This window comes from Pseudomonas piscis, assembly GCF_009380155.1.
GTDB classification, from domain to species: domain Bacteria; phylum Pseudomonadota; class Gammaproteobacteria; order Pseudomonadales; family Pseudomonadaceae; genus Aquipseudomonas; species Aquipseudomonas piscis.
The window spans coordinates 861,143-884,437 of record NZ_WHUV01000002.1 but is presented as its reverse complement, the minus strand read 5'-3'; the positions used below and the strand labels follow the sequence as shown (position 1 = coordinate 884,437).

General features: G+C 63.1%; 18 protein-coding genes. 12 read left to right on the top strand and 6 right to left on the bottom strand.

Features of this window, described 5'->3' with window-relative positions; all coding sequences use genetic code 11:
• Positions 1-136 precede the first annotated feature (136 nt).
• The 10 genes from GDH07_RS14055 to GDH07_RS14010 all read left to right on the top strand — a co-directional run bounded on the left by GDH07_RS14055 (position 137) and on the right by GDH07_RS14010 (position 13,669).
• The gene (locus GDH07_RS14055) at positions 137-1,132 is read left to right on the top strand and encodes an alpha/beta fold hydrolase (protein ID WP_053129519.1); all 996 of its coding nucleotides are present in this window, start codon (positions 137-139) and stop codon (positions 1,130-1,132) included.
• 290 nt (positions 1,133-1,422) lie between these two features.
• Positions 1,423-2,700: an alkane 1-monooxygenase gene (locus tag GDH07_RS14050; protein ID WP_085597775.1), complete on the top strand. Its 1,278-nt coding sequence runs from the start codon at positions 1,423-1,425 to the stop codon at positions 2,698-2,700.
• Positions 2,701-2,856: 156 nt separating this feature from the next.
• On the top strand, positions 2,857-3,348 hold the full coding sequence (gene praA / locus GDH07_RS14045; RefSeq protein WP_022644327.1) for an alkane oxidation protein activator PraA: 492 nt from the start codon (positions 2,857-2,859) through the stop codon (positions 3,346-3,348).
• Between the two features lie 134 nt (positions 3,349-3,482).
• Entirely contained in the window at positions 3,483-3,989 is a 507-nt protein-coding gene (gene praB, locus GDH07_RS14040; protein WP_152897933.1) for an alkane oxidation protein activator PraB, read from the top strand.
• A gap of 122 nt (positions 3,990-4,111) precedes the next feature.
• Positions 4,112-5,554: a TonB-dependent receptor domain-containing protein gene (locus GDH07_RS14035; RefSeq protein WP_152897932.1), complete on the top strand. Its 1,443-nt coding sequence runs from the start codon at positions 4,112-4,114 to the stop codon at positions 5,552-5,554.
• 267 nt (positions 5,555-5,821) lie between these two features.
• Entirely contained in the window at positions 5,822-8,371 is a 2,550-nt protein-coding gene (locus GDH07_RS14030) for an acyl-CoA dehydrogenase (protein ID WP_152897931.1), read from the top strand.
• A gap of 30 nt (positions 8,372-8,401) precedes the next feature.
• On the top strand, positions 8,402-9,754 hold the full coding sequence (locus GDH07_RS14025) for a 3-oxoacyl-ACP reductase (protein WP_152897930.1): 1,353 nt from the start codon (positions 8,402-8,404) through the stop codon (positions 9,752-9,754).
• Positions 9,755-9,757: 3 nt separating this feature from the next.
• A complete protein-coding gene (locus GDH07_RS14020) occupies positions 9,758-10,648 on the top strand; it encodes a MaoC family dehydratase (protein ID WP_152897929.1) in 891 nt (296 codons plus the stop codon).
• Positions 10,648-11,946: an acetyl-CoA C-acetyltransferase gene (locus GDH07_RS14015; protein ID WP_152897928.1), complete on the top strand. Its 1,299-nt coding sequence runs from the start codon at positions 10,648-10,650 to the stop codon at positions 11,944-11,946. The genes GDH07_RS14020 and GDH07_RS14015 overlap by 1 nt, the downstream gene beginning before the upstream one ends.
• A gap of 19 nt (positions 11,947-11,965) precedes the next feature.
• On the top strand, positions 11,966-13,669 hold the full coding sequence (locus GDH07_RS14010; RefSeq protein WP_152897927.1) for an AMP-binding protein: 1,704 nt from the start codon (positions 11,966-11,968) through the stop codon (positions 13,667-13,669).
• 234 nt (positions 13,670-13,903) lie between these two features.
• Here the strand turns inward: GDH07_RS14010 and GDH07_RS14005 are convergent, their stop codons facing one another.
• From GDH07_RS14005 to GDH07_RS13990, 4 genes are read right to left on the bottom strand one after another with little or no spacing between them, the layout of a single operon-like run.
• Positions 13,904-15,199, bottom strand: a complete 1,296-nt coding sequence (locus GDH07_RS14005) for an efflux RND transporter periplasmic adaptor subunit (RefSeq protein ID WP_152897926.1) — start codon at positions 15,197-15,199, stop codon at positions 13,904-13,906.
• Positions 15,189-16,682 carry a TolC family protein gene (locus GDH07_RS14000; RefSeq protein ID WP_152897925.1) on the bottom strand — a complete coding sequence of 498 codons (1,494 nt, stop codon included), beginning with the start codon at positions 16,680-16,682 and terminating at the stop codon, positions 15,189-15,191. The genes GDH07_RS14005 and GDH07_RS14000 overlap by 11 nt, the downstream gene beginning before the upstream one ends.
• Positions 16,675-17,874, bottom strand: coding sequence for an ABC transporter permease (locus tag GDH07_RS13995; protein WP_152897924.1), 1,200 nt, complete (start codon positions 17,872-17,874; stop codon positions 16,675-16,677). The genes GDH07_RS14000 and GDH07_RS13995 overlap by 8 nt, the downstream gene beginning before the upstream one ends.
• Entirely contained in the window at positions 17,871-18,548 is a 678-nt protein-coding gene (locus GDH07_RS13990; protein WP_178124080.1) for an ABC transporter ATP-binding protein, read from the bottom strand. Before GDH07_RS13990 ends, GDH07_RS13995 begins: the two co-directional genes overlap by 4 nt.
• A 376-nt stretch (positions 18,549-18,924) precedes the next feature.
• Here GDH07_RS13990 and GDH07_RS13985 point away from each other — a divergent pair, with 376 nt between their 5' ends.
• Together GDH07_RS13985 and GDH07_RS13980 are read left to right on the top strand one after the other, a co-directional pair.
• The gene (locus GDH07_RS13985) at positions 18,925-19,674 is read left to right on the top strand and encodes a TetR/AcrR family transcriptional regulator (RefSeq protein ID WP_152897922.1); all 750 of its coding nucleotides are present in this window, start codon (positions 18,925-18,927) and stop codon (positions 19,672-19,674) included.
• A 231-nt stretch (positions 19,675-19,905) separates the two neighbouring features.
• Positions 19,906-20,853 (top strand): alpha/beta fold hydrolase, encoded by a 948-nt coding sequence (locus GDH07_RS13980; RefSeq protein WP_152897921.1) that lies wholly within the window; start codon positions 19,906-19,908, stop codon positions 20,851-20,853.
• 12 nt (positions 20,854-20,865) lie between these two features.
• On the opposite strand, the gene GDH07_RS13975 is transcribed toward GDH07_RS13980, so the two are convergent.
• Together GDH07_RS13975 and GDH07_RS13970 are read right to left on the bottom strand one after the other, a co-directional pair.
• The gene (locus GDH07_RS13975) at positions 20,866-22,179 is read right to left on the bottom strand and encodes an NAD(P)/FAD-dependent oxidoreductase (RefSeq protein WP_152897920.1); all 1,314 of its coding nucleotides are present in this window, start codon (positions 22,177-22,179) and stop codon (positions 20,866-20,868) included.
• Positions 22,176-23,264, bottom strand: a complete 1,089-nt coding sequence (locus GDH07_RS13970) for a polyamine ABC transporter substrate-binding protein (protein ID WP_152897919.1) — start codon at positions 23,262-23,264, stop codon at positions 22,176-22,178. The genes GDH07_RS13975 and GDH07_RS13970 overlap by 4 nt, the downstream gene beginning before the upstream one ends.
• Positions 23,265-23,295: the final 31 nt, after the last annotated feature.

Here is a 23,295-nt window from a genome sequence, read left to right as displayed (position 1 = left end):
GCGCTCGTCGCCTGTGGATTTACGGGGCTCTTCCGCAAGCGGAACGAAGCGCCACAGGCGGCACCAGGCCAGGCCGGCAAGCCAGCCAGATCATTCCGATCCGGTCATGGTGCGGGGCAGCTCGAGGGGGCGAGTCATGGAATGGCTGATAGCGGCGGCGATATTCCTGGTAGTCAGCGTGGTGCTCTGGGTGGTGAGTTTTCGCATCGACCGCCGGATCGAAAGCCAAGTGCCGATCAATGGGCGTTTCCTCGAAGTCGGTGGCGAGCGCCTGCACTACACCGATGAGGGCAGGGGGCCCGCCTTGCTGATGATCCACGGCCTGTCCGGGTGTGGACGCAACCTGACTCATTCCCTGGCGCCGCAGTTGCGTGACCGCTACCGGGTGATCACCCTGGATCGGCCAGGTTCCGGTTATTCCACCCGTAGTCGCGGGGCGCCGGCGGACCTGCCGGCCCAGGCCAGCCTGGTCGCCAAGTTCATTCGCGCCCTGGATTTGAACCAGCCCCTGGTGCTCGGGCACTCACTGGGCGGCGCCATCGCCTTGTCCCTGGCGTTGAACCATCCGCAGTCGGTGTCCGGACTGGTCCTGGTCGCGCCGCTTACCCACCCCCAACGCATGCTGCCCCTGGTGTTCCTGTCCCTGGGGGTGCGCCCGGCGCTGCTGCGCCGCTGGATGTCGCTGACGCTGGCGGCACCCATGGCCATGCTCGGTCGGCACAAGCTGGTCAAGGCGGTATTCGCCCCGGACTCGGTGCCCGAGGATTTCGACGTGCGCGGCGGCGGCTTGCTGGGCATGCGCTCGAACAACTTCTACAACGCTTCCAGCGAGATCGCCGTGGTCAACCGGGACTTGCCCGACATGGTCAAGCATTACCCGAGCCTGAAGCTGCCGGTGGGCTTGATCTACGGCTCCAGGGACCCGGTGCTCAGCTATCGCCGGCATGGTGAAGCCATGGTCGGCAAGGTGCCGGGATTGATGCTGGAAATCGTTCAGGGGCGTGGGCACATGTTGCCCATCAGCGCCGTGGAGCACGTGGTGGCGATGGTCCATCAGGTAGCTTCCCAGGCCGCGCCACAACGCAGCGCCACGGTGCTGCATCCGCCGTTCGCGGCTTCACGGGCAGGCTAGGGGCGTGATGCGGGGTGCTTTCGGTACCTGGCGACGACTCTGGCAGCAGCTGTAACTGCTTTACGGGCGACATTCAAAACAGACTGAAAAAATAGTTGACGAGCTATCGAATCCGCGCTATTTATTTTAAAAAAATGTTTTGAATGTTTTTTTTGAAAGTGCAATTGAGTGGTTAAAATAATGAAAATACCGCCATTTCACGCTTCATCTTCATTCATTCACGCTTCGGACAGCGCTGATGCGCTTTCCTTTATAGCATCCTTGTCGACTGCCATCCTGCGGAGGCTGCCATGAATATTTCAGTGGCGGCACCTCAAGTCTGGACCGATGGCAAGCGTCACCTGTGGTGGCTGGGTACCTTGCCCATGATCACCCCCTTGTTGTCCGGAGTGTTCGCGCTCCTCACCGGCGTCCAGCTCTCCTGGTGGATCGGTGTACTGGTAATTTTCGGCCTGATTCCCCTGATCGACGGGCTGATCGGCGAAGACACCAGCAACCCGCCTGAGTCCGCCGTTCCGGACCTGGAAAAACAACCCTACTACCGTTTCATCGTCTACAGCTGCGCCGTGCTCTCGGTGCTGTCCCTGGTCGTCACCGCCTGGATGGCGGTCCACGGGGTGGACTGGGTCATGGCCGGCGGTTTGGTCCAGTTGAGTGAGCAGTTGCACCTGCAGGGCGGCCTGGCGAACTTCGCGGCATTCGTCACCGAGCGTTCGCAGTTGCATGGCAGCGTGACCTGGTTCACCTATATAGGCATGGCCATGTCCACTGGCGCGGCCACCGGCATCGCCATCAACATCGCCCATGAACTGGGGCACAAGAACCTGCCGATGGCCAAGTTCCTGGCCAAGCTGGCCCTGGCTTCGACCTTCTATGGACACTTCTTCGTCGAACATAACCGCGGGCACCATGTTCGCGTAGCAACGCCGGAAGATCCCGCCAGCTCGCGCCTGGGTGAATCGTTCTGGAGTTTCCTGCCTCGCACCGTATGGTTCAGCCTGCGCTCGGCCTGGCACCTGGAGAGCGAGCGGCTGCGCAAGCAGGGCCTGCCGACCCTGCACTGGAAAAACACCGTACTCAGTTCCTGGGCTTACAGCGCGGTGCTGTGGGGCGTGTTGATCGCCTGGCTCGGTGTCGCGGTGATTCCTTTCCTGGTGATCCAGGGCATCTACGGTTTCTCCCTGCTGGAGGTGGTGAACTACGTGGAGCACTACGGCCTGCTGCGCCAGAAACAGGCCAACGGTCGCTACGAGCGCTGCTCGCCACGTCACTCCTGGAACAGCAACCGGATCGTCACCAACATCTTCCTGTTCCAACTGCAGCGGCACTCGGACCACCATGCCAACCCGACCCGTGCGTACCAGGCCCTGCGCCACTTCGACGAGTCACCCCAGTTGCCCTACGGCTACGCCACCATGATCGTCTGGGCCTACGTGCCGTTCCTCTGGCGCCGGCTGATGGACCATCGGGTGCTGGCTCACTACTCGGGTGACGTACGACTGGCCAACATTCACCCGGCCAAGCGCGCCGAGATTCTCAAGCGTTACGGCTTCAACGCAACCGATTGAGATACCGCTTTTTAGTTGTACTGCTCACCACCTCAAGTGCTCGTGAATAGGTCGTGTTCACCTGCGATTCGCCCCTTGAGCGGTGAGCAAAGCAAGACAGAAGTCCTTAAACACGTTGACCGACAACAACAATAAGCAACTGTAAGGAAGTCACGGATGTCTATCTCACCGCTATTCGCAGCCCGTCTGTTCGTTGTCCTGGTGGGGGTGTCGCTGATGGGTGCTGCCGAGGCCGCGCGTATCGAGCCGGCCAATACGCCGTTCACCGCCAAGGGCCCCATCAGTTTCGCCAAGAGCATCATCAACGCCGATTGCACCATCCAGGTCAGCGGCAAGGTCAGCGCCGACGGTAGCTATGCCAGTGTCGAGCAAGTGGATTTCAGCGGCGGGCTCAAGTGTGGCCAGGTCGAAGCCACGCACTTGCCCTGGAAGCTGGTCGCCAAGGATGAAACCAGCGGCGCCATGTCAGGTATCCGAGTCACGGTGCACGCGCCCCTGGTGGGGGGCGAGTGCGGGCCGAGCACCGCCGAAGGTAGCTGGAACAACAGCACCGGCAAGCTCGAGGCGACCCAGGTCAGCCTCGACGGCGGTTGCACCATCAAGACCGTATCGATCCAGATGCCGCCCACGTTCCGGGTCGCGCCCTGAGTCGACGGTGTACCTATAAAACGAATTGAAGATTTGGCTGGAAAGGGAAGCTCGGTCGTTGTTCTCCGCGTCGTCTCGTTCAGGGCCATTAACCCCCGGCGAATAAATCGCCATACATGTGAGGAAAAACAACAATGAAAGGCATCAAAACTCTCGTGTCCGCTACTGCTCTTTTCACCTGCCTGGGCGCTGCCTCCATGGCTAACGCTGCCAGTATCGTTTTCGATAGCGGAGCTACGAGTGGTAACTTCACCACTCCGGGCGGCAGCATCACCGTACGTTCGCCTTCGTCGTTTGGCGCGCCAGTAACTTGCAATATCAATTTCAGCGGCTCCATCAACAACGGCGTTGCCAGCATCACCGGCGCGACTGTCAGCGGCAGCAATCCACTGTGCAGCTTGCCGAAGATCACCGGTTTGCCATGGACCCTGACAGCCAATAGCACCACCGCCGGCACCGTGACCAATGTGGGCTACAGCATTTCATCCTTCCCGTCCACCAACTGCGGCCCAACCACGATCGCTGTGGCCTGGAGCAACACCACCAACTCCCTCAGCCTGAGTACTCCTCAGTCTCTGGCCGGTGGTTGCACCGTCGATGTCCTGAATGCCAAGCCGGATCCTAAGGCCAAAGTGATTTAAGCATTGGCTGGAACCAAGGGCTGATCACCCGCTGAAGGACACCGCCTCGCAAGAGGCGGTGATCTGCGGGCAAGGGTTGCCCTGCAGTGTCGCTTGTCATCTATAAGAATAAGGAGAGGGGCATGAATAATAAGAAACAACAGCTGCGCGCAGCAGTAGCACTGGCGATACTGGGGAGCTTCAGCGCTATCGGTACAGTGCAGGCAGGTGGCTTTTCCACGCCCACCTATGGTGCTCCTGGGTGGGGCCGGGCCTTCGGTGGTGGTTCTCTGTTCAAGAACGATCCAAGTGCAGCCTTCAACAACCCGGCGGCCATGGCATTCATCGACCAGAACGTGGTCCAGATGACGGTCGACTATGCCCGCATCAAGATGAAGTACAAAGGAGATGCCTTCGATTACCAAGGCAACCCGGCAACTACCATACCGATTGATGCAAACGGAGGACAAGGCGCCCCGGTGCCTCTGAATGGCAATGGTGGACAAGGCGGCTTCACCGCCTGGCTGCCAACAGGTTTCATGGTGGTTCCGATCAATGATCGGTTCGCCTTCGGGCTCAGCCAGGTGGTGCCCATGGGCATGCGCAGTACCTGGGATGAAAACAATTCCAAGATCCGCGATTTCGCAGTCGATACCAAGATCGAGACGGTGGGTCTGACCGGATCCCTGTCGTTCAAAGTCAATGATGATTTCTCCCTGGGCGCTGGTGTCATCGTCCAGCACAGTAAGGGTTTCGTCAGCCAGAACCTCAACCTGACGGGCGCTGCCGCGGTTTCGCCAGGGCTCGGCGGAGTTCCCTTTCCATCAGGAGTGGGGTCGAACCTGATGCGCGTCAAGGTGGATAACACCTCGGTGGGCTGGTTCACGGGTGTGGTCTGGAAACCCACGGACCGCGACACTCTTGGCCTGAATTATCACGCCAAGATCAAGAATAATATGAAGGGTAAATACAACATCTATGCCGATGAGTTTGGTCGCAATGCCATGACGGCGCCCGTGATTAACGGGAAGCCGCTGGTGGAAGCGGCTTATTCTGATCTGAGGCTCAATCCGGATGGCGCCAAAGCCTCGGCCAAGCTGGATATTCCGGCCACCATCGGCCTGGATTGGGTACACGTGTTCGATGATCGTTTCACCCTGGGTGCCAGCATGCTCTGGACCGAGTGGTCGTCATTCGAGGACCTGACCCTGAAGTCCCAGGGCAATACCCTGGTGTCGATCCCCTACAAGTACAAGAACACCATGATGTACTCACTGGGTGGCGATTACCGGTTTACCGACCAGTTGACCCTGCGTGCCGGTGTGGCCTATGACCAGACGCCTACCCGGAACGAGACGCGTGACCCGCGTATTCCGGACAACGACCGCTGGTTCACTTCCCTGGGTTTTGGTTATGACATAAAGGCCATTCCCGGCCTGACCATCGACGGTGCCTACTCGCGGCAATTCGTCAAGGAAGCCAAGATCAAGACCCAGAACGTGGATCGTCTCGGTGCCTCGCGATTGGACGGCAAGGTCAACGCCAAGGGCGAGGTGGTCAGCCTGTCCGCGACCTATCACTTCTAAGGGCTGACCCCGCAAGACACAACGGCAGCGCCAAAGGATTGCGCTGCTGTCGTTGACTGAACGGGCCGTTCCAGGGCCCGTTTTCATTCATTTTTTTCAACCCCAGGCTGACTCCGTTCGGCCATTTCGTTTTGCTGAAATTCGTTAAATAAAAATTTCAAAATAAAATTTGAAACGCGCTTGGTTCCTTTGTAGTGTGGTTTCCGAGGGGCCGGCACAACGCCCGGGCTCCAAGGAGCTGTCTCGTTAGAACAAGAGAGGTATTCCATGATTGTCTGGTTATTGGTGGGAGTTGCCGCGGCGCTGGCCCTGGCGTATCGACAGGCGAGCGCGGCCCTGTGGCTGGGCGCCGGCCTGGTGTGGCTGGCGGCTGGTCATCTGCTGAGCCTGGTGGGCACCCTGGGCCTGGCCCTGGGCGTGTTGCTGGTGGTGCTGCCGGCGGCCCTGATGACGGTTAAGCCCCTGCGCCGCGTCTTGCTCACCAGCAAGGCCCTGGCGATGTTTCGCAAGATCATGCCGGCCATGTCCGATACCGAACGCGCAGCCATCGAGTCCGGCACCGTGTGGTGGGATGCCGAGCTGTTCAGCGGCAAGCCTGACTGGAAGCGCCTGCTGGGCGCCGCGCCGGCCAGCCTGAGCGCCGAGGAACAGGCGTTCATGGACAACGAAGTGGAAACCCTGTGCGACATGGCCAACGACTGGGAAACCACCCAGGTCTGGCAGGACCTGTCGCCAAAGGCCTGGCAGTACACCAAGGAAGCCGGCTTCCTGGGGATGATCATTCCCAAGCAGTACGGCGGCAAAGGTTTCTCCCACTATGCCCATTCCCAGGTGGTGATGAAGCTTTCCACCCGCTGCTCGGCAGCGGCGATCTCGGTCATGGTGCCCAACTCCTTGGGCCCGGCCGAGCTGCTGCTGCACTACGGCACCGAGGCCCAGCGCCAGCACTACCTGCCGCGCCTGGCCCGTGGCGAAGACATTCCGTGCTTTGCCCTGACCAGCCCCTATGCCGGTTCCGACGCCGGGGCCATCCCCGATACCGGCGTGGTCTGCAAGGGCCAGTTCGAGGGCCAGGAAGTGCTGGGCTTTCGTGTCACCTGGGACAAGCGCTACATCACCCTGGGGCCGATCGCCACCGTGCTGGGCCTGGCCTTTCGCGCCGAAGACCCGGACGGCCTGCTGGGCAAGAAGGGCAGCCTGGGCATCACCTGCGCACTGATTCCCACTACCCATCCGGGGGTGAATACCGGACGTCGGCATTGGCCGCTGAACGCGGTATTCCAGAACGGCCCGACCACCGGCAAGGATGTGTTCATTCCCCTGGAGTGGGTGATTGGCGGCGCGGCGCAGGTGGGCAACGGCTGGCGCATGCTGATGGAGTGCCTGGCCGCCGGACGGGCGATTTCCCTGCCGTCGTCCAACGTCGGCCTGGGCAAGGTCGCGGTCCGTGGCACCACCGCCTATGCGGCGATGCGCAAGCAGTTCGGCTTGCCCATCGGCAAGTTCGAGGGCGTCCAGGCACCCCTGGCGCGCATGTCCGGGCACCTGTACGCCTGTGATTCGGTGCGCCGGGTATCGGTGGCGTCCCTGGATGCCGGCGAGAAACCCTCGGTGATCTCGGCCATCGCCAAATACCACGTCACCGAGCGCGCGCGGATCATCGTCAACGATGGTATGGATATCGTCGCCGGCAAGGGTATCTGCATGGGGCCCAACAACTTCCTGGCCCGCGCCTACCAGCAGAGCCCGATCGCCATCACCGTGGAAGGCGCGAACATCATGACCCGCTGCCTGATCATCTACGGCCAGGGGCTGATCCGTTGCCATCCTTACGTCTTTCGCGAGATGGAGGCGGCCCGCGATACCGGGCGCAAGGGCCTGGAAGCGTTCGACAGCGCCATGTTCGGCCATATCAGCTTCGTCTTCGCCAACACCGTGCGTGCTGCCGTGCATGCGGTTACCGGCGGGCGCCTGATCAAGACCCCGGGCAACACCGACAAGGCCCTGGCGCCTTACTACCGCCAGGTCGAGCGCCTGTCGGTGGTGCTGGCCCTGGCTTCGGACATCTCCATGGGCGTGTTGGGCGGCGCGCTCAAGCGCAAGGAAAGCATCACCGGGCGTTTGGGCGACATTCTCTCCCAGCTGTACATCCTGTCCTGCGTGTTCAAGCGCTTCGAGGACGATGGCCGGCCCCAGGCCGATCTGCCCCTGGTGCACTGGGCTGCCCAGGACGCGCTGCTGCGAGCTCATGAAGCCCTGGCCGAAGTGTTGGAAAACTATCCGTCCAAGGCGGCGGCGCGGATCATTCGCGGCCTGAGCTTCCCGTTCGGCATTCCCCAGAACAAACCCAGCGACCGCCTGCTGGCGGAAGTCGCCGAACTGGTACAGACCCCGGGCGCGACCCGCGACCGCCTGCTGGCCGACTCCTACATTCCGCAACCGGACATCGACAAGCTGGCCTACGGCGAACTGGCGTTCCGCCTGCAACCGCAGGTGGAGCTGATCGAGGCGCGACTCAAGCCGGCGATCAAGCAGGGCACCCTGGGGCCGCTGCCGATCTCCCGCACGGCCTTCGACGCTTGGCGAGTACAGGCTCTGGAGCTGCAGTTGATCAGCCAGGACGAGGATGAGTTGCTCGACCGCTACGTAGAGTACGGTGACCACGCGATCCAGGTGGACGACTTCCCGCAGGACTTCGGTTTGCTGGAGGCCTTGCAGCAGCGCCAGGCGCACTTCGAGCAGGGCGCCAAGCCAGCCTCGCGCAAACGCAGCGCCAGCAGCGAAGACGCGGTGGCGGCCAGCGATTCGGCCTATTGACCCTCTACTGGTTTTGTTCGGGATCCTTATATGTCTGACGGTTATCTTTCGTTCGTCAATTCCGGGTGGGGCCGCTGGCTGGCCCAGCGTACCGGCCTGCCACAACCGGTGCCGCTGCAGCGCAACCGCGAGGGGCAGGGCGGCAACCTGATCAACCCGGTGATCCTCGCTGCGGCGCCCGAGGGGCGGTTGCTGGGCGAGCTGCAACGGATCTTCGCCGCCACCGACATCGTGGCGGCGCAGGCCGCAAGCATCAACGCACCCTCGACCGTGAAGGTCCAGGGCGTGGTATTCGACGCCAGTGGGCTGGGCGATGTGGCCCAGCTCGATGAGCTGTACCGCTTCTTCCATGCCAACGTCCGGCGCCTGACCGCCCATGGCCGGGTGCTGATCCTGGGAACCCCGCCGGAGCATTGCACCGGGCTGGAGCAGGCCGTGGCCCAGCGCGCGCTGGAAGGGTTCGTGCGCTCCCTGGGCAAGGAGCTGCGTCGGGCCATCACCGTACAGCTGCTGTATGTCGAGCCCGGTGCCGAAGCCGAGCTGGAAAGCAGCCTGCGCTTCTTCCTGTCCCGGGCCTCGGCCTATGTCTCGGGCCAGGTGGTGCGTATTGGCGAACCGGTGGATGTGCCTCGCCAGCTGGATTGGCAGCGTCCGCTGGACGGGCGCCGGGCCCTGGTTACCGGGGCTTGTCGCGGTATCGGCCTGGCCATCGCCAAGGTCCTGGCCCGCGAAGGCGCCCAGGTGGTGTGCCTGGATATCCCACAGAGTGAGGCCGAGCTGCAACAGGCCGCCGCCAGCTTGGGCGGCAGCGCCCTGGCCCTGGACATCACTGCGACCGATGCCGGCCAGCGCTTGCTGGCGTTCGTCGCCGAGCAGGGCGCCTTCGATATCGTGGTGCACAACGCCGGCATCACCCTGGACAAGACCCTGGCGAAGATGACCGAGGCCGCCTGGCGCAAGGTCATGGCCGTCAATCTGCAAGCGCCGTTGCTGCTCAGCCAGGCACTGCTGGAGGGGCAGGGGCTCAATCCAGGCGGGCGGATTGTCTGCGTGTCGTCGATTTCCGGTATCGCCGGCAACCTCGGCCAGAGCAACTACGCCACGTCCAAGGCCGGGGTCATCGGCCTGGTACAGGCCCTGGCGCCGTTGGCGGCTCGCCAGCAGATCACGGTCAATGGCGTGGCTCCGGGATTCATCGAAACCCAGATGACCGCGAAGATCCCGTTGATGATCCGCGAGGCGGGACGGCGGATGAACTCCATGTCCCAGGGCGGGCAGGCGGTGGATGTGGCCGAGACCATCGCCTGGCTGGCCCATCCAGCCTCCGGCGGGATCAATGGGCAGGTGGTCCGCGTTTGCGGGCAAAGCCTGCTGGGAGCCTGAGCCATGAGTGCCGATTCCGCGATTCGCATCATCGAGCCGCCACCGTCCCGTGGCCAGTTGCTCTACGACGGCCTGCGCGGTTTGCGCAAGCCCAAGCTGGAGACTGCACCGCAGCTTCCCACCGAGCGCCTGGTGCGCCCGGCGGTGGAGCTGCAGGCGACGCAGGTCGCCCGTTATGCCCAGGCCTGCGGGTTCCGCCGCGAGCATGGGGTGCCGCTGTCGTTCCCCCATACCCTGGCGTTCCCCCTGCATCTATTGCTGCTCACCAGCCGGACCTTTCCCTATCCGGCCAGCGGCATGGTCCATCTGGCCAACCGTATTCGCCAGCATCAGCGCCTGGAGGAAGGCCAGGCCCTGCGCCTGGAAGTCTTTGCCGAGCGCTGGGTGGCTCATCCCAAGGGCCAGGCCCTGTCCATCGCCACTCGTGCCTTCAGTGGCGGCGGCTTGGTCTGGGAGGGCGACAGCCTGTATCTGCGCCGCGGTGTCTCCGGCCCTGTGGGCGAACCCTGGGCGGGCGCGCTGGAGCTGGACGAACAGGCCCTGGTACGCACCCAACGCTGGGGCCTGGCCGGGGACCTGGGCCGGCGTTTCGCCAAGGTCAGCGGCGACTTCAATCCGATCCACACCTCCTGGCTGGGGGCGCGGCTGTTCGGTTTCCGCCGACCCATCGCCCACGGCATGTGGACCCTGGGCCGGGCCCTGGCGGCACAACAACCACCGCATCCACTGGCTGCGGCGCAGCTGGACTGCGAGTTCAAGCTGCCGATCTTCCTGCCGGCCTCGGTGAGCCTGTGGAGTCGCGTGCCCGACGGCCCGCGCCATGAATTCGAAGTGCGCAACAACGCGGGCGACAAGCCCCACATGCGCGGCCTACTGACCTGGGGAGCTCGGTAATGACTGAGTACAGTTTCAATCCGGCGCCAGTGCGCCGGGTAGCGATCATCGGTGGCAACCGGATTCCGTTCGCCCGCTCAAACACGGTGTACGCCAACGACAGTAACCAGGACCTGCTGGTGGCGGCCCTGCAAGGCCTGGTGGACAGGTACGGCCTTGCCGGACAACGCCTGGGGGAGTTCGCCGCGGGGGCGGTGATCAAGCACTCGCGGGATTTCAACCTGGCCCGCGAGTGCGTGATGTCCACCACGCTGTCGCCGCAGACTCCGGCCTACGATATCCAGCAGGCCTGTGGTACCGGGCTCGAGGCAGCGCTGTTGGTGGCCAACAAGATTGCCCTGGGGCAGATCGAGGTGGGCATCGCCGGGGGTTCCGATACCACCTCCGATGCGCCCATCGGCATCAACGAGGGTTTGCGTCGCACCTTGCTCGCGGCCAATCGCGCCAAGGGTACTGGCAACAAGCTGCGCAGCCTGCTCAAGGTGCGCCCCGGGATGTTCTTCAAGCCATTGCTGCCGCGTAACGGCGAGCCGCGCACCGGCCTGTCCATGGGCGAGCACTGCGAGGAAATGGCCAAGCGTTGGCAGATCAAGCGCCTGGCCCAGGACGAACTGACCCTGGCCAGCCACCAGCGGTTGAGTGCGGCCTACCAGCGGGGTTTTTTCGACGACCTGCTGACGCCGTATCGCGGCCTTGCGCGGGACAACAACCTGCGCGCCGATGCCAGCCTGGAGAAGCTCGCCGGCCTGGGCCCGGCCTACGATCGCAACAACGGCACCCTGACCGCGGGCAACTCGACGCCCCTGACCGATGGCGCCTCGGTGGTGCTGCTGGCCAGCGAAGAATGGGCCGCAGCCAACAATCTGCCAGTGCTGGCCTACCTGCGTACCGGGGAGACCGCGGCGGTGAGTTTCGTCGATGGCACCGAGGGCCTGCTGATGGCTCCAGCCTACGCGGTGCCGCGTATGCTGGCCCGGGAGGGGCTGGGGCTTGGCGACTTTGACTTCTATGAGATCCACGAAGCCTTCGCTGCCCAGGTGCTATGCACCCTCAAGGCTTGGGAAGATGCCGACTATTGTCGGGACAGGCTCGGGCTCGAAGGACCACTGGGCAGCATCGATCGGGCCAAACTCAACGTCAACGGCGGCTCCCTGGGTTGCGGGCATCCTTTTGCCGCCACCGGCGGGCGCCTGCTGGCATCCCTGGCCAAGGCCATCCACGAGCGCGGTGGAGGCCGCGGACTGATTTCCGTCTGTGCGGCAGGCGGGTTGGGTGTCACCGCCATCGTCGAAAAATAAAATAACAAGGAGACTGCCAATGAGCGTCGTAAGCCTGCAGCCCGTGGAGCGTATCTGGCTCAACGCCTATATGCCGGGTGTACCCAGCGATATCGAAGCCGACATCGACCGCTACCAGTCGCTGCGCGAGGTGTTTCTCGAACACGTGGACAAGTATCGACAACGGGTGGCCTATGTCAGCATTGGCACCGAGATGGGCTATGACTTGTGGGAGAAGCGGGTGTTCGCCTTCGCCGCCTGGTTGCAGTCCAAGGGCGTGAAGAAGGGCGACCGGGTAGCCTTGATGATGCCCAACAGCCTGCAGTATCCGATCTGCCTGTTCGGCACCCTGCTGGTGGGAGCGGTGGTGGTCAACGTCAACCCGCTGTACACCGCCCATGAATTGCGGCACCTGCTCAAGGACAGCGGTGCCGAGACCGTGGTGATCTTCGAGAACTTCGCCCATACCCTGGAACAGGCCATGCCGGGCAGCAAGTTGAAGAACATCGTGGTGGCCTCCATCGGCGACCTGGTGGGCACCTTCAAGGGCGCGGCACTGAACTTCGTCCTGCGCCACGTGCAGAAGCAGGTTCCCAAGTTCAACCTGCCAGGCTCGATTCGCTTCCCGGCGATGATGAAGCTGGCGGCGGTGCTGGAGCATCGACCGGTGGACCTTGCGCAGGACGACATTGCCTTCTTGCAGTACACCGGCGGAACCACGGGCGATGCCAAGGGTGCCATGCTTACCCACCGCAACATCCTGGCCAACCTGATGCAGGCCAAGGCCTGGGTCGGCGACCAGCTGGACGAGAACCAGCAGGAAACCAACGTCACCCTGCTGCCGCTGTACCACGTGCTGTCGCTGACGGTGAACTGCCTGATGTTCATGTGCCTGGGCGGGCGCAACATCCTGATCGCCAACCCGCGCGACGTGAAGCGGGTGCAGATGATCCTGCGCAAGGAGAAGTTCAGCGGCATCGTCGGGGTCAACACCTTGTTCAATGGCCTGCTGGAGAACGAGGAGTTCCGTGGGCGCGACTTCTCCGACCTGAAACTGTCGATCGCCGGTGGCATGGCCACCCATACCGCCGTGGCCCAGCGCTGGAAGGAAGTCACCGGGGTGCCGATCGTCGAAGGTTATGGCCTGACCGAATGCTCGCCGGTGGTGAGCATCAGTCCGATCGACATTTCCCGGATGCGTGAAAGCGACTTCAGCGGCACCATCGGGGTGCCGTTGCCCTCCACTTGGGTGCGCTTCATACGCGAGGACGGCCAGTTGGCGGACGTCGGCGAAGAGGGCGAGCTGCAGGTACGTGGCCCGCAGGTGATGAAGGGCTACTGGCAGCGGCCCGAGGAAACCGCCAAGGTCCTGGATCGCCATGGCTGGCTCTCCACCGGTGATATCGGGGTGATGAACGAACGCGGCTTCATCCGCCTGGTGGACCGCAAGAAGGACATGATCCTGGTGTCCGGCTTCAACGTGTATCCCAACGAGATCGAGGATGTGGTGGCCTTGCATCCGGGAGTGGCGGAGGTGGCGGCCATTGGCGTCGAGGATGGAGTGACAGGGGAGAAGGTGAAGATCTTCGTGGTGCGCAAGGACCCGAACCTGACCCAGGAACAATTGCTCGCCCACTGCCGCGAGTACCTCACTGGCTACAAGGTGCCGCGCTACGTCGAGTTCCGTACCGAAGAGTTACCCAAGACCACCGTCGGCAAGGTCCTGCGCCGGGCCCTGCGCTGAACCCCAGCACACCGGGCGCTCCTGCCGGAGGGTATAAGATCCCCGGCAGGAGCGAAGCTTGCTCGCGATGGTCGTTAGCGGCAGCGCGTATTGGCTGGATAAACGCAGCGCCCTGAACGCCATTGCGGGCGAGCCTCGCGCCTGATTTCCCTAACCGATCGGCCTTGCCCTGCGGGGGCGTTTTTTACCTCCGCTGTTTCCACAAGGCTGGCCAGCCATGTCATCCCTGCGTGTTCACTGGTCCTCGGGCAGGCGTACCTGGCCCGCTTGCAGGCCGAACACTTCCACGCCTTCGGCTGTGGATTGGCCTGTAGTCACGGGTACTCGCCGTGCCGGCTGGTCGACTGCGGGGCGAAACTCCACGCTCATGCCTTCGGCGCTGCGCTGGATCGCCGCGGGGGGCACCACGATCGCCTGGTCGTTGCTGTAGGTGATGATGGTCAGCCGGGCACTCATGCCCAGACGCACCCGTTGCAGTTGCTCCGGGGCCAGCTTGGGAATCGACAGGGTCACCGGGAACTGGGCGCTGGCCCCGGGCGAATCGTTGGGGATGGCCAGGCTGCTGACGATATCCACCACGCCTTCCAGGCGTTCGCCATCGAAGCCATCGCCGAGGATCTCCACGCGCTGGCCCTGGTGCAGCTGGTTGATATCCAGTTCCGAAACCTTGCTGACGATCTTCAGCTGTTCGATGTTGGCCAGGCCGAACAATACCTGGCCCTGGCCCAGGTGCGCGCCAGCCTGTACCGGTCCTGTGCTGGTCGTTGCCGGATTGTTGCCTGAGCTGCCGCCGGGAGGTGGAACGACTATTCCGGCGAAGGGCGCGACCACTTCCTTAGCCTCCAGGAGCTTGCGCAGGCTTTCATACTTGACCGTGGCATTGGTCAGTTCCATCTCGGCAATCTGCCGGTATTCACCCGATCCCTGGTTGAGCGCCTGCTGCAACTCACCCTGGGCGGCCGCCAGGTCCATGCGCTGGATCTGTGCCTGTTGCTCCTGGTCGTTCAGTTCATTGCGCGGGATGATGCCGCGCTTGAACAGGTCCTGGCTTTCACGCAGCTTGCGCTCGCTATTGGCCAGGGACATCTGCGAATTACGCAGGGTCCGTCGTGCCCGGGCAACCGTGCTGCCGTTGTTCCAGTCCCGCAGTTCCTGGACCGAACGACGAGCCTTGAGCTGTACGGCAAGCGCGTCGCGCAGCTGGATTTCCACCAGCGCCGGATCCATCTGCAACAGCACCTGCCCAGCCTCGACGCGCTGGCCCTGTTCTACCAGGTTGGCTTGCACATTCCCTTCGAAAGGCGCCGTCAGGACGATGGTCTTCTGCGGCTCGATCTTGCCCACCAGGCCGATCTGGTGGGTGAGCTGGGCACCTTGGATCGCGATCCAGCGGCCAAGGCCAGGTTGGTCGGCTGCCGGTGATCGGTAATCGATCAGGATCGCTCCGCCGATGGCGATGCCCACGGCCAGCGCGAGCGCCTGTAGGGCGTGGCGACGACGCTTGCCAGCCTGTGGCTTGTCAGAAGTCATTGAGCGCAATCTCCCAGCTTTCCAAAGTCATGCCCAAGGTGAGGTCCAGTTGTGTCTGGGCATTGAGGTAGGCGATCAGTGCGTTTAGCCGGGCATTCTCGGCATTGCGCAGGTCGCTCTCGAAGCTCAGTACCTGGAAGTTGCTGGAACGACCGGCGCTGAGCTTGTCCCGTTCGATTTCCAGCTTGCGTTTCGACAGCTCGCTGGCTCGCTGGGCAATCTCGTACTGGCGCCAGCGGGTGCCCAGGTCGCGCACTACGTTGTTGACGTCGCGCTCGAGTACCTGACGCGCATCGGCCAGGAGGATCTCCTGGTTCTCCACATTGACCTGTGCCCGGACTTCGGCCTGGCGGGTACTCAGGTCGCCGATGGGAATACTGATCTCGACACCGGTGTAGCCATTCCAGCTGCGCTCCGAGCCATTGCGAGTGCCAGTGTCGAACCGGTTGCGGGTCTGGTTGGCTCCCGCGACCAGGTTGACATCCCAGCGTGCCTGGTCCTTGGCCATCACCAGACCCAATTCGGCCTGCTGGCTGCCCAACAGGGTGGCAAGGTATTCGGGTTGCTGAGCCTGGGCCAGACGCAAGGCTTCACGTTGGTCGATGCTGATCTTCGATGCCTGCAAGGCTTCGCTGGCGCGAATCCGCGATGACAGGTCCAGAGCCAGCAGGCGCAGCAAGGCCAGACGGTTGAGATCCACCTGGTTGCGTGCTTCCTCGACTCCCAGCTCCTGGCTGGCGATATCGGCTTCGGTCTGCACGATCTCGAATTCGGCCATGCGCCCGGCCGTGATCAGTGCCCGGTTGACATCCAGCAGGGTGGTCGCACGTTTCAGGGCATCCTGGGCAATCGCCAGTTGCTCCTGGGAACGCAGCAGCTCCCGGTAGGTGGTGATGATCGTGCTGATGGTCTGGGCGACCGTTGCCTTGAGGTTCAGGCGGTTGCCTTGCTCGGTGAGCCGTGCCAGTCGCAACGGGGCAGTGGTTACGTCCCATCCGGCACCCCGCAGCAGCGGCTGGACTATCGACAGGTCCAGGCCGTCACTGCGATAGCGCCCCGCATTGTCGGCCCTGCTCAGGTCCTGGGTCCAGGCCATGCTCAGCCTGGTGCCATATTCGCTGAGCAGGCTGGTGGTGGGGGTCACCCTGGCCCTTTGTTCCGCGTCGCTGGTGCTCCTGGAACTACGGTAGGAGCCGGTGATCAGCAGCTTGGGGTTGAAGGTGTCCTCGGCTACCCGCAAGTCGAACTTCTGTGCCACACGTTGCAGATAGGTACTGCGGATGCTGCGGTTGTTACGCAATCCCAGGTAGACGGCATCTCCCAGGGTCAGGTCGGTCAGTTGCTGGCTGAGCAGCGCACTGCGTTCGTAACTGCTGCGCATGGTGGGTACCGAAGGTGGCGCGACCAGCTCTCTGGCCTGGCCCCAGGGACTCGTCAGGCACAGGCACAGGTAGGCCAGGGCCCAGAGACGCCAATCATTCATCGCGCAGCGCCTCCACCGGTTGCAGCCTGGAGGCCGAGACCGCCGGATACAAGCCGAAGAACAGGCCCACCAGCAGGGTGCTGCCAATGCCCAGCGGTAGCGAGGCGGCAGCCAGGGAAAAATGCCAGCCGGACATCTTTGCGTAGATGAACGCCGATGTGACCCCGAGCACCGCCCCTGACAGCGCCCCGATCGCGGTCAGGGTCAAAGCCTCCAACAGGAACAGGTTACGGATGTCTCTCTGGCGTGCGCCCAGTGCCATGCGGATACCGATCTCCCGGCGCCGCTCGGAGACATTCATCAGCATTACGTTCATCACCCCGACGCCGCCTCCCACCAGGGAAATACCACCCAGGGCCATCAGCAGGTAACCGAAGGTCCGGCTTTGCCGGGTCATGCCATCGATGATCTGTTGCGGCACCTGCACCTCCACGTCTCTACCGCGCAAGATGGTCTTCAACGCCTGGGTCATGGCCGCCGCCACTTGCTCCATGTCCTGGCCTGGTGCGGCGCGGGTCACCACGTTGCTGATCTGCGGCGAAGCGAAGATGCGTCGCATGCCGGACAGGGGGAGGAACACCGATTCGTTGGCCTGGACCGGCACCAGTACCGCGTTGGGCTGGCTCTGGAGAATACCGATGACCAAGAACAAGTAGTCGTTGATTCGTATTCGGTCACCCGGCCTCAGCGGCTGTCCCGGGGTACCCAGGGTTTGGGCGATCTGGTGGCCTACCACCGCATAGGTCTCGCCCTGATCGAAATCGGACAGGAAGCGCCCTTCGCGCAGGTGCAGGCGCATGGCTGCAGCCAACCCGGTGGTGGCTCCGACCAGGCTTGCATTGGCGGTGCGGCCATTGAATACCACCGGTCCGCTGAGCAGGGCTATTGGGGCAACTTCGAGCAGGCTGGGAACTGCCTGCTTCAGGGCTTGGGCATCGAGAACCTCCGGCATCGGCGTGCGTGTGTCGCCATTGCCGGGAAAGCGTGCCACCAGGGTGTCGGTGCCCATGTCCTGGAAGATCGCCGCAGCATCCTCTGCCGCGTTATGGCCGATGTTGATCAGGGCCACCACCGAAGAGCTGCCGATGACGATGCCCAGCAAAGCCAGGATCGAGCGCTTGCCCAGGGTCCGCAGGCTGACGAAAGCTTCGTGCAGCAGCTGGCTGGCGCTTTGCTCGAGCATCAGGCTCATGCCGGGCAGACCTCTTGCACTACGCCGTTGTTGACCCGGATCTGCCGCTCCAGGCGCTGGGCGATGCCGGGATCGTGGGTGACGATGATCAGGGTCACCTGCCGCTCACGGTTCAGCGACAGCAGCAGGTCCATGATGTCCCGGGCCGTGTGGCTGTCGAGGTTGCCGGTGGGCTCGTCGGCCAGGATCACCGAGGGTTCGCCCACCAGCGCCCGGGCGATGGCCACCCGTTGCCGCTGGCCTCCGGACAGGTCCGCCGGGCGGTGATCGGCACGCTGGCCGAGCCCGACCTGGTCGAGTACGTGCATGGCCCGCTCCAGGGATTCGCGCCGAGCCACGCCGCGGTAGCTCAGGGGCAGGGCGACGTTGTCCAGGGCGCTGAGGCGCGGCAGCAGGTTGAAGCTCTGGAATACAAAGCCGATCTGGCGGTTGCGGATCGCCGCCAGCTGGTCGGGGCTGGCGCGAAAGATATCGTGGCCGGCGAAGCGGTAGTCACCGCTGTCGGGCAGGTCCAGCAGGCCGAGGATATTCAGCAGGGTGCTCTTGCCGGAGCCCGAGGCGCCGAGGATGGCGCAGCTTTCGCCGGCATCGATGGACAGGGAAACATTCTTGAGGATATGCAGAGGTTGTTCTGCCAGCCGATAGCTCTTGCCTATGCCCTGCAGGGAGATCAAACCTTGTTCGATTATCGTCTCTGTCATTGCTTACTGCGCCGGCTGGCTCGGCGGCCTGTTCGAAAAAAACCACGCCTTGAAGGGCATGGAGGGTTTTCGAGACAGCGCCAAGCTCTGGTTTTATTTATTATTTTAAAAAACTTGTTTGAATAGTAACTGCGTTCATTCCCATGCGCCAGCCGTCTAGGGCGGGTAATCGAGAGCTTTTTTTGACAGGTTCGGGGTAGGAACCCACTGGTCACAAAACGGCCTATGGGCGCTTTGAGAGTCCCTCAGGCCCTTGCTTTTAGGGAATCTCGCGGGTATAAAAAATCAAATTTTTTTTTAAAACACTGTTCGAACGGTCAGTTTTTCATCCAGTAAAGGTTAGCCCTCCATGGTCGCCAAGAAACTCAGTGCCCCCAATGTCACCAAGACCCGACTGCTGGAAGCGACCGAGGCATTATTCATCAAGTACGGCTACGACGCCGTGCTGTTGCGCCAGATTACCGAACGGGCCAAGGTCAACCTGGCGGCGGTGAACTATCACTTCGGCGACAAGGACTCGCTGATGAAGGCCCTGCTCATGCAGCGCCTGGGCCCACTCAACGACCAGCGCCTGGAACTCTTGGCCAAGTGCGAGGAGCAGGCCGATGGCCCCCTGGACTGCGAAACCCTGCTGGGGGTGTTGTTCGCCCCGGCCATGGGCATGGAGCGCAGTGATGAAAGCGGCGGGGTGGAAGGGCGTTCGTTCATCCGCTTCCTTGGCCGGGTGTACAGCGATACCTCGCCCTTCATCCAGGAATACCTCAAGGAACACTACCAGCCGGTGTTCGAGCGCTTTTTCAAGGCGTTCGCCCTGGCCCTGCCGGATCTGCCGCGCAACGAGCTGGGGGTGCGCTTGCAGTTCGCCCTCAAGGCGATTTCCGGGGTAATGGCCGGTACCGAACTGCGCTTGCTGATGCAGGCCATGAGCCTGGGCCGTCCAGCTACCGACGCCGAGGTCATGGCCAAGCTGATCAGCCTGGTATCGGCGGCCATTCGGGCGCCGATGCAGGACCCGGATTCAGAGCAGGCACTTGAAAAGGTCCTCGCGACCCAGCGACTGATTCGCCAGCAAAGCCATGCCCTGGCCGGGCACCTGTAGCCGCTGCCGAGCTGGTGAGGCTGCGGCCGACTGCGCAGCAGTTGCAGGTCGCGGATCAACCTGAGCCGACTCCCGCTGCGCGGCTGGTACCCGCGACTACATGCAGCGCCAGCCCCACTCATTCACCTCGCTGGGCAGGTGCGCTACCCGCATCATTCGGCCGGTGGATGATGCTCGGTACCTGGCGGGACATCTGCTAGGTTTTCCTGGCACTCGCCAGGAGCCCTCGCCATGACTTCATTCCAGCAGCACATTCTGGCCGTCAACGGCATCGAACTCAGCGTCCGCGTAGCCGGCCCGCAGCAGGGCCGGCCGGTCTGGTTGCTGCATGGGTTTCCCGAATGCTGGCATTCCTGGCGCCACCAGGCGGCGGCATTGGTGGCGGCAGGGTTCCAGGTCTTCGTCCCGGAAATGCGTGGCTACGGCCGCAGCTCGGCTCCCCAGGCGATAGAAGACTATGACCTGCTGACCCTGTGCGCCGACATCCAGCAGGCCATGGACGCCTTCGGTCATGGCCGGGTGTGCATGGTCGGCCATGATTGGGGCGCCCCGGTGGCCTGGCACCTGGCGCTGCTGGAACCGCAGCGGGTGGCGGCGCTGGTGACGATGTCGGTGCCTTTTGCCGGAAGGCCCAAGCGTCCGGCTACGGACATCATGCGCCAGGTACACGGCGCGCACTTCAACTACATCCTGTACTTCCAGGAACCAGGGCTGGCCGAAGCTGAGCTGGATGCCGATATCGATGCCAGCCTGCGCTTGTTCATGGGCAACATCGACGCGTTGCTGCAACCCAAGCCGGCCGAGGCCCGCTTGTTCGACGGCGTGACTATCCCCGAAGGCTTGCCCGCCTGGTGTTCCGAAGAGGATTTCCAGGCTTATCGGCAAACCTTCGCTGGCCGCGGTTTCCGTGGGGCGTTGAACTGGTACCGCAACTTCGAGCGCAACTGGCAGCGCAGCGAGTTCCTCGCTCAAGCCCCAATCGTCCAGCCCACCTTGTTCCTGCTGGGCGATAGCGACCCGGTCGGGGTCCTGGAAGCCCATACCCTCAAGCGCATGCCCGACCAGGTCGTCGACCTCGAGCAACATCTGCTGCAAGACTGCGGGCACTGGCTGCAAAGCGAATGTCCCGAACAGGTCAACCGCTTGCTGCTGGACTTCCTGCAGCGACGCTTTGCTTGAGGCGCCCGGATATCAGCCCAGCACCTCGCGCATCCGATGCCAGAACATGCCCAGTGCCAGCAGCGGCGCGCGCAGGGCCCGGCCGCCAGGGAAGGTCATGTGCGGCACGGCGCTGAACACATCCAGGCCTTGGCTGTGCCCGGCATGGATCGCCTCGGCCAGCAGGCGCGCCGTCCAGTGGGTGACGTTCAGCCCATGGCCCGAGTAACCCTGGGCGTAGTACACATTGGGATACTGGCGCAGGCGCCCGACCTGGGGAAAACGGTTGGCGGTGATACCGATCTTGCCGCCCCATTGGAAGTCGATACCGATGTCCCCCAGTTGCGGGAACACCTTGAGCATCTTCGGCCGCATGTAGCCGGCGATATCCACCGGGTCGCGGCCTGAATAATGGCAAGCGCCGCCGAACAGCAGGCGGCGATCGGCAGTGAGGCGGTAGTAGTCCAGGCCGACTTTCTGGTCGCACAGCGCCAGGTTGTCCGGGATCAGTTGCCTGGCCAGGACCTCGGGCAGCGGTTCGGTGGCGATGATGTAGCTGCCAGCGGGCAGGACCTTGCCGCTCAGGCGTGGCTCCAGGTCTTCCAGGTGGGCGTTGCAGGCCAGCACCAGGCGTCCGGCGCGCACCGTGCCCGCGGCGCAGCGCAGCGTCACGCTATCGCCGTGGCGCAGTTCCAGCACCGGGCTCTGCTCGAAGATCCGCACTCCCAGGCTGCTGGCCAATCGGGCTTCGCCGACCACCAGCTTGAGTGGGTGCAGGTGTCCGGAGCCCATGTCCACCAGCCCGCCGGCATAGACTCGGGACGCCACCACCTGATGCATGTCTTGCGCGGCCACCAGGCGAGTCGGGTGATGGTAGCCCAGGCCCACCAAGTGGTCTTGCTCAGCCTGGAACGCGGCGTATTGGGCCTTGGTGTTGGCCAGCTCGCAGAAGCCCCAGCGCAGGTCGCAGTCGATGCCGTGTTCGGCGATGCGCCGGCCTACCAGTTCCACCGAGTCGATGCCGGCACGCTCCAGGTATTTGATTCCTTCCTGGCCGACGTAACGGGCAAAGCCGCCGACTTCATGGCCGATGCCACGGATCAGTTGCCCGCCGTTGCGCCCGCTGGCGCCCCAGCCGATGCGCCGGGCCTCCAGCAGGATCACCGAGAGCCCGCGCTGGGCCAGCTCGATGGCGGTATTGACCCCGGTGAAACCGCCGCCGATCACGCAGACATCGGCGTGCAGGTCGCCTTCCAGGGATGGGTAGCCGGGCAGGGCGCCGACCGAGGCGGCGTAGTAGGAGGGGGCGTGCCCGTTGGCGCCGCCCAGGGAGAATGGCTGGTTCATTTGTTGGACTTCACTTTGCTCCACGAACGAGTCATGACGCGCATGATCGCCGGGGAAGGGGTACTGGCGATGTACAGCTTGTCCAGTACCTCCTTGGGCGGATAGACCTCGGGATCGCTCACCAGTTGGGCGTCCATGTACTGCTGGGAGGCCGGCGTGGGGTTGGCGTAGCCGACCTGGGCACTGACCTTGGCGATCACCTGCGGGTCCAGCAGGTAGTTGATGAAGGCATGGGCCTGCTTGGTATTGGTGGCGTCCGCGGGGATGGCCATCAGGTCGAACCACAGGTTGCTGCCTTCCTTGGGAATGGCATAGGCGATGTTCACGCCATTCTTGGCTTCCCTGGCCCGGTTGGCGGCCTGGAAGGCATCGCCGGAGTAGGCGAACGCCACGCAGATATTGCCGTTGGCCAGGTCCGAGACGTACTTGGAGGAGTGGAAGTAGGTGATGTAGGGGCGCAGGCTCAACAGCTTGGCCTCGGCCTTCTGGTAGTCGGCCGCCGATTGGCTGTTGGGGTCCAGGCCCAGGTAGTTGAGCATCGCCGGCATGACCTCATCGGGCGAGTCCATCAGCGAGACCCCGCATTGCGCCAGCTTCTTCAGGTTCTGCGGTTCGAACAACACCGCCCAGGAGTCGATATGGTCGATGCCCAGTACCTGCTTGACCTTGTCGACGTTGTAGCCGATGCCATTGGTGCCCCACAGGTAGGGCACCGAGTACTGGTTGCCGGGATCGTTCTGCTGCAACAGGGTCATCAGCTTCGGGTCCAGGTTCTTCCAGTTGGGCAGTTGCGTCCGGTCCAGCTTGAGGAAGGCCCCGGCCTTCACCTGGCGGGTGAGGAAGTGGTTGGAAGGCACCACCACGTCGTAGCCGGTACGCCCGGCCAGCAGCTTGCCTTCCAGGGTCTCGTTGGAATCGAACACATCGTAGATCACCTTGATCCCGGTCTGGGCCTGGAAGTCGGCCAGGGTCGTCTTGCCTATGTAGTCGCTCCAGTTGTATACGCTGACACTGGGCTCGGCCTGGACGGCGGTGCTGCACAAGGTCGCCAGGGCGACCGGGATCACTGCTTTGAATAGACGCATGTTCGACACCTCTGTGGGATGTTTTTGTTGT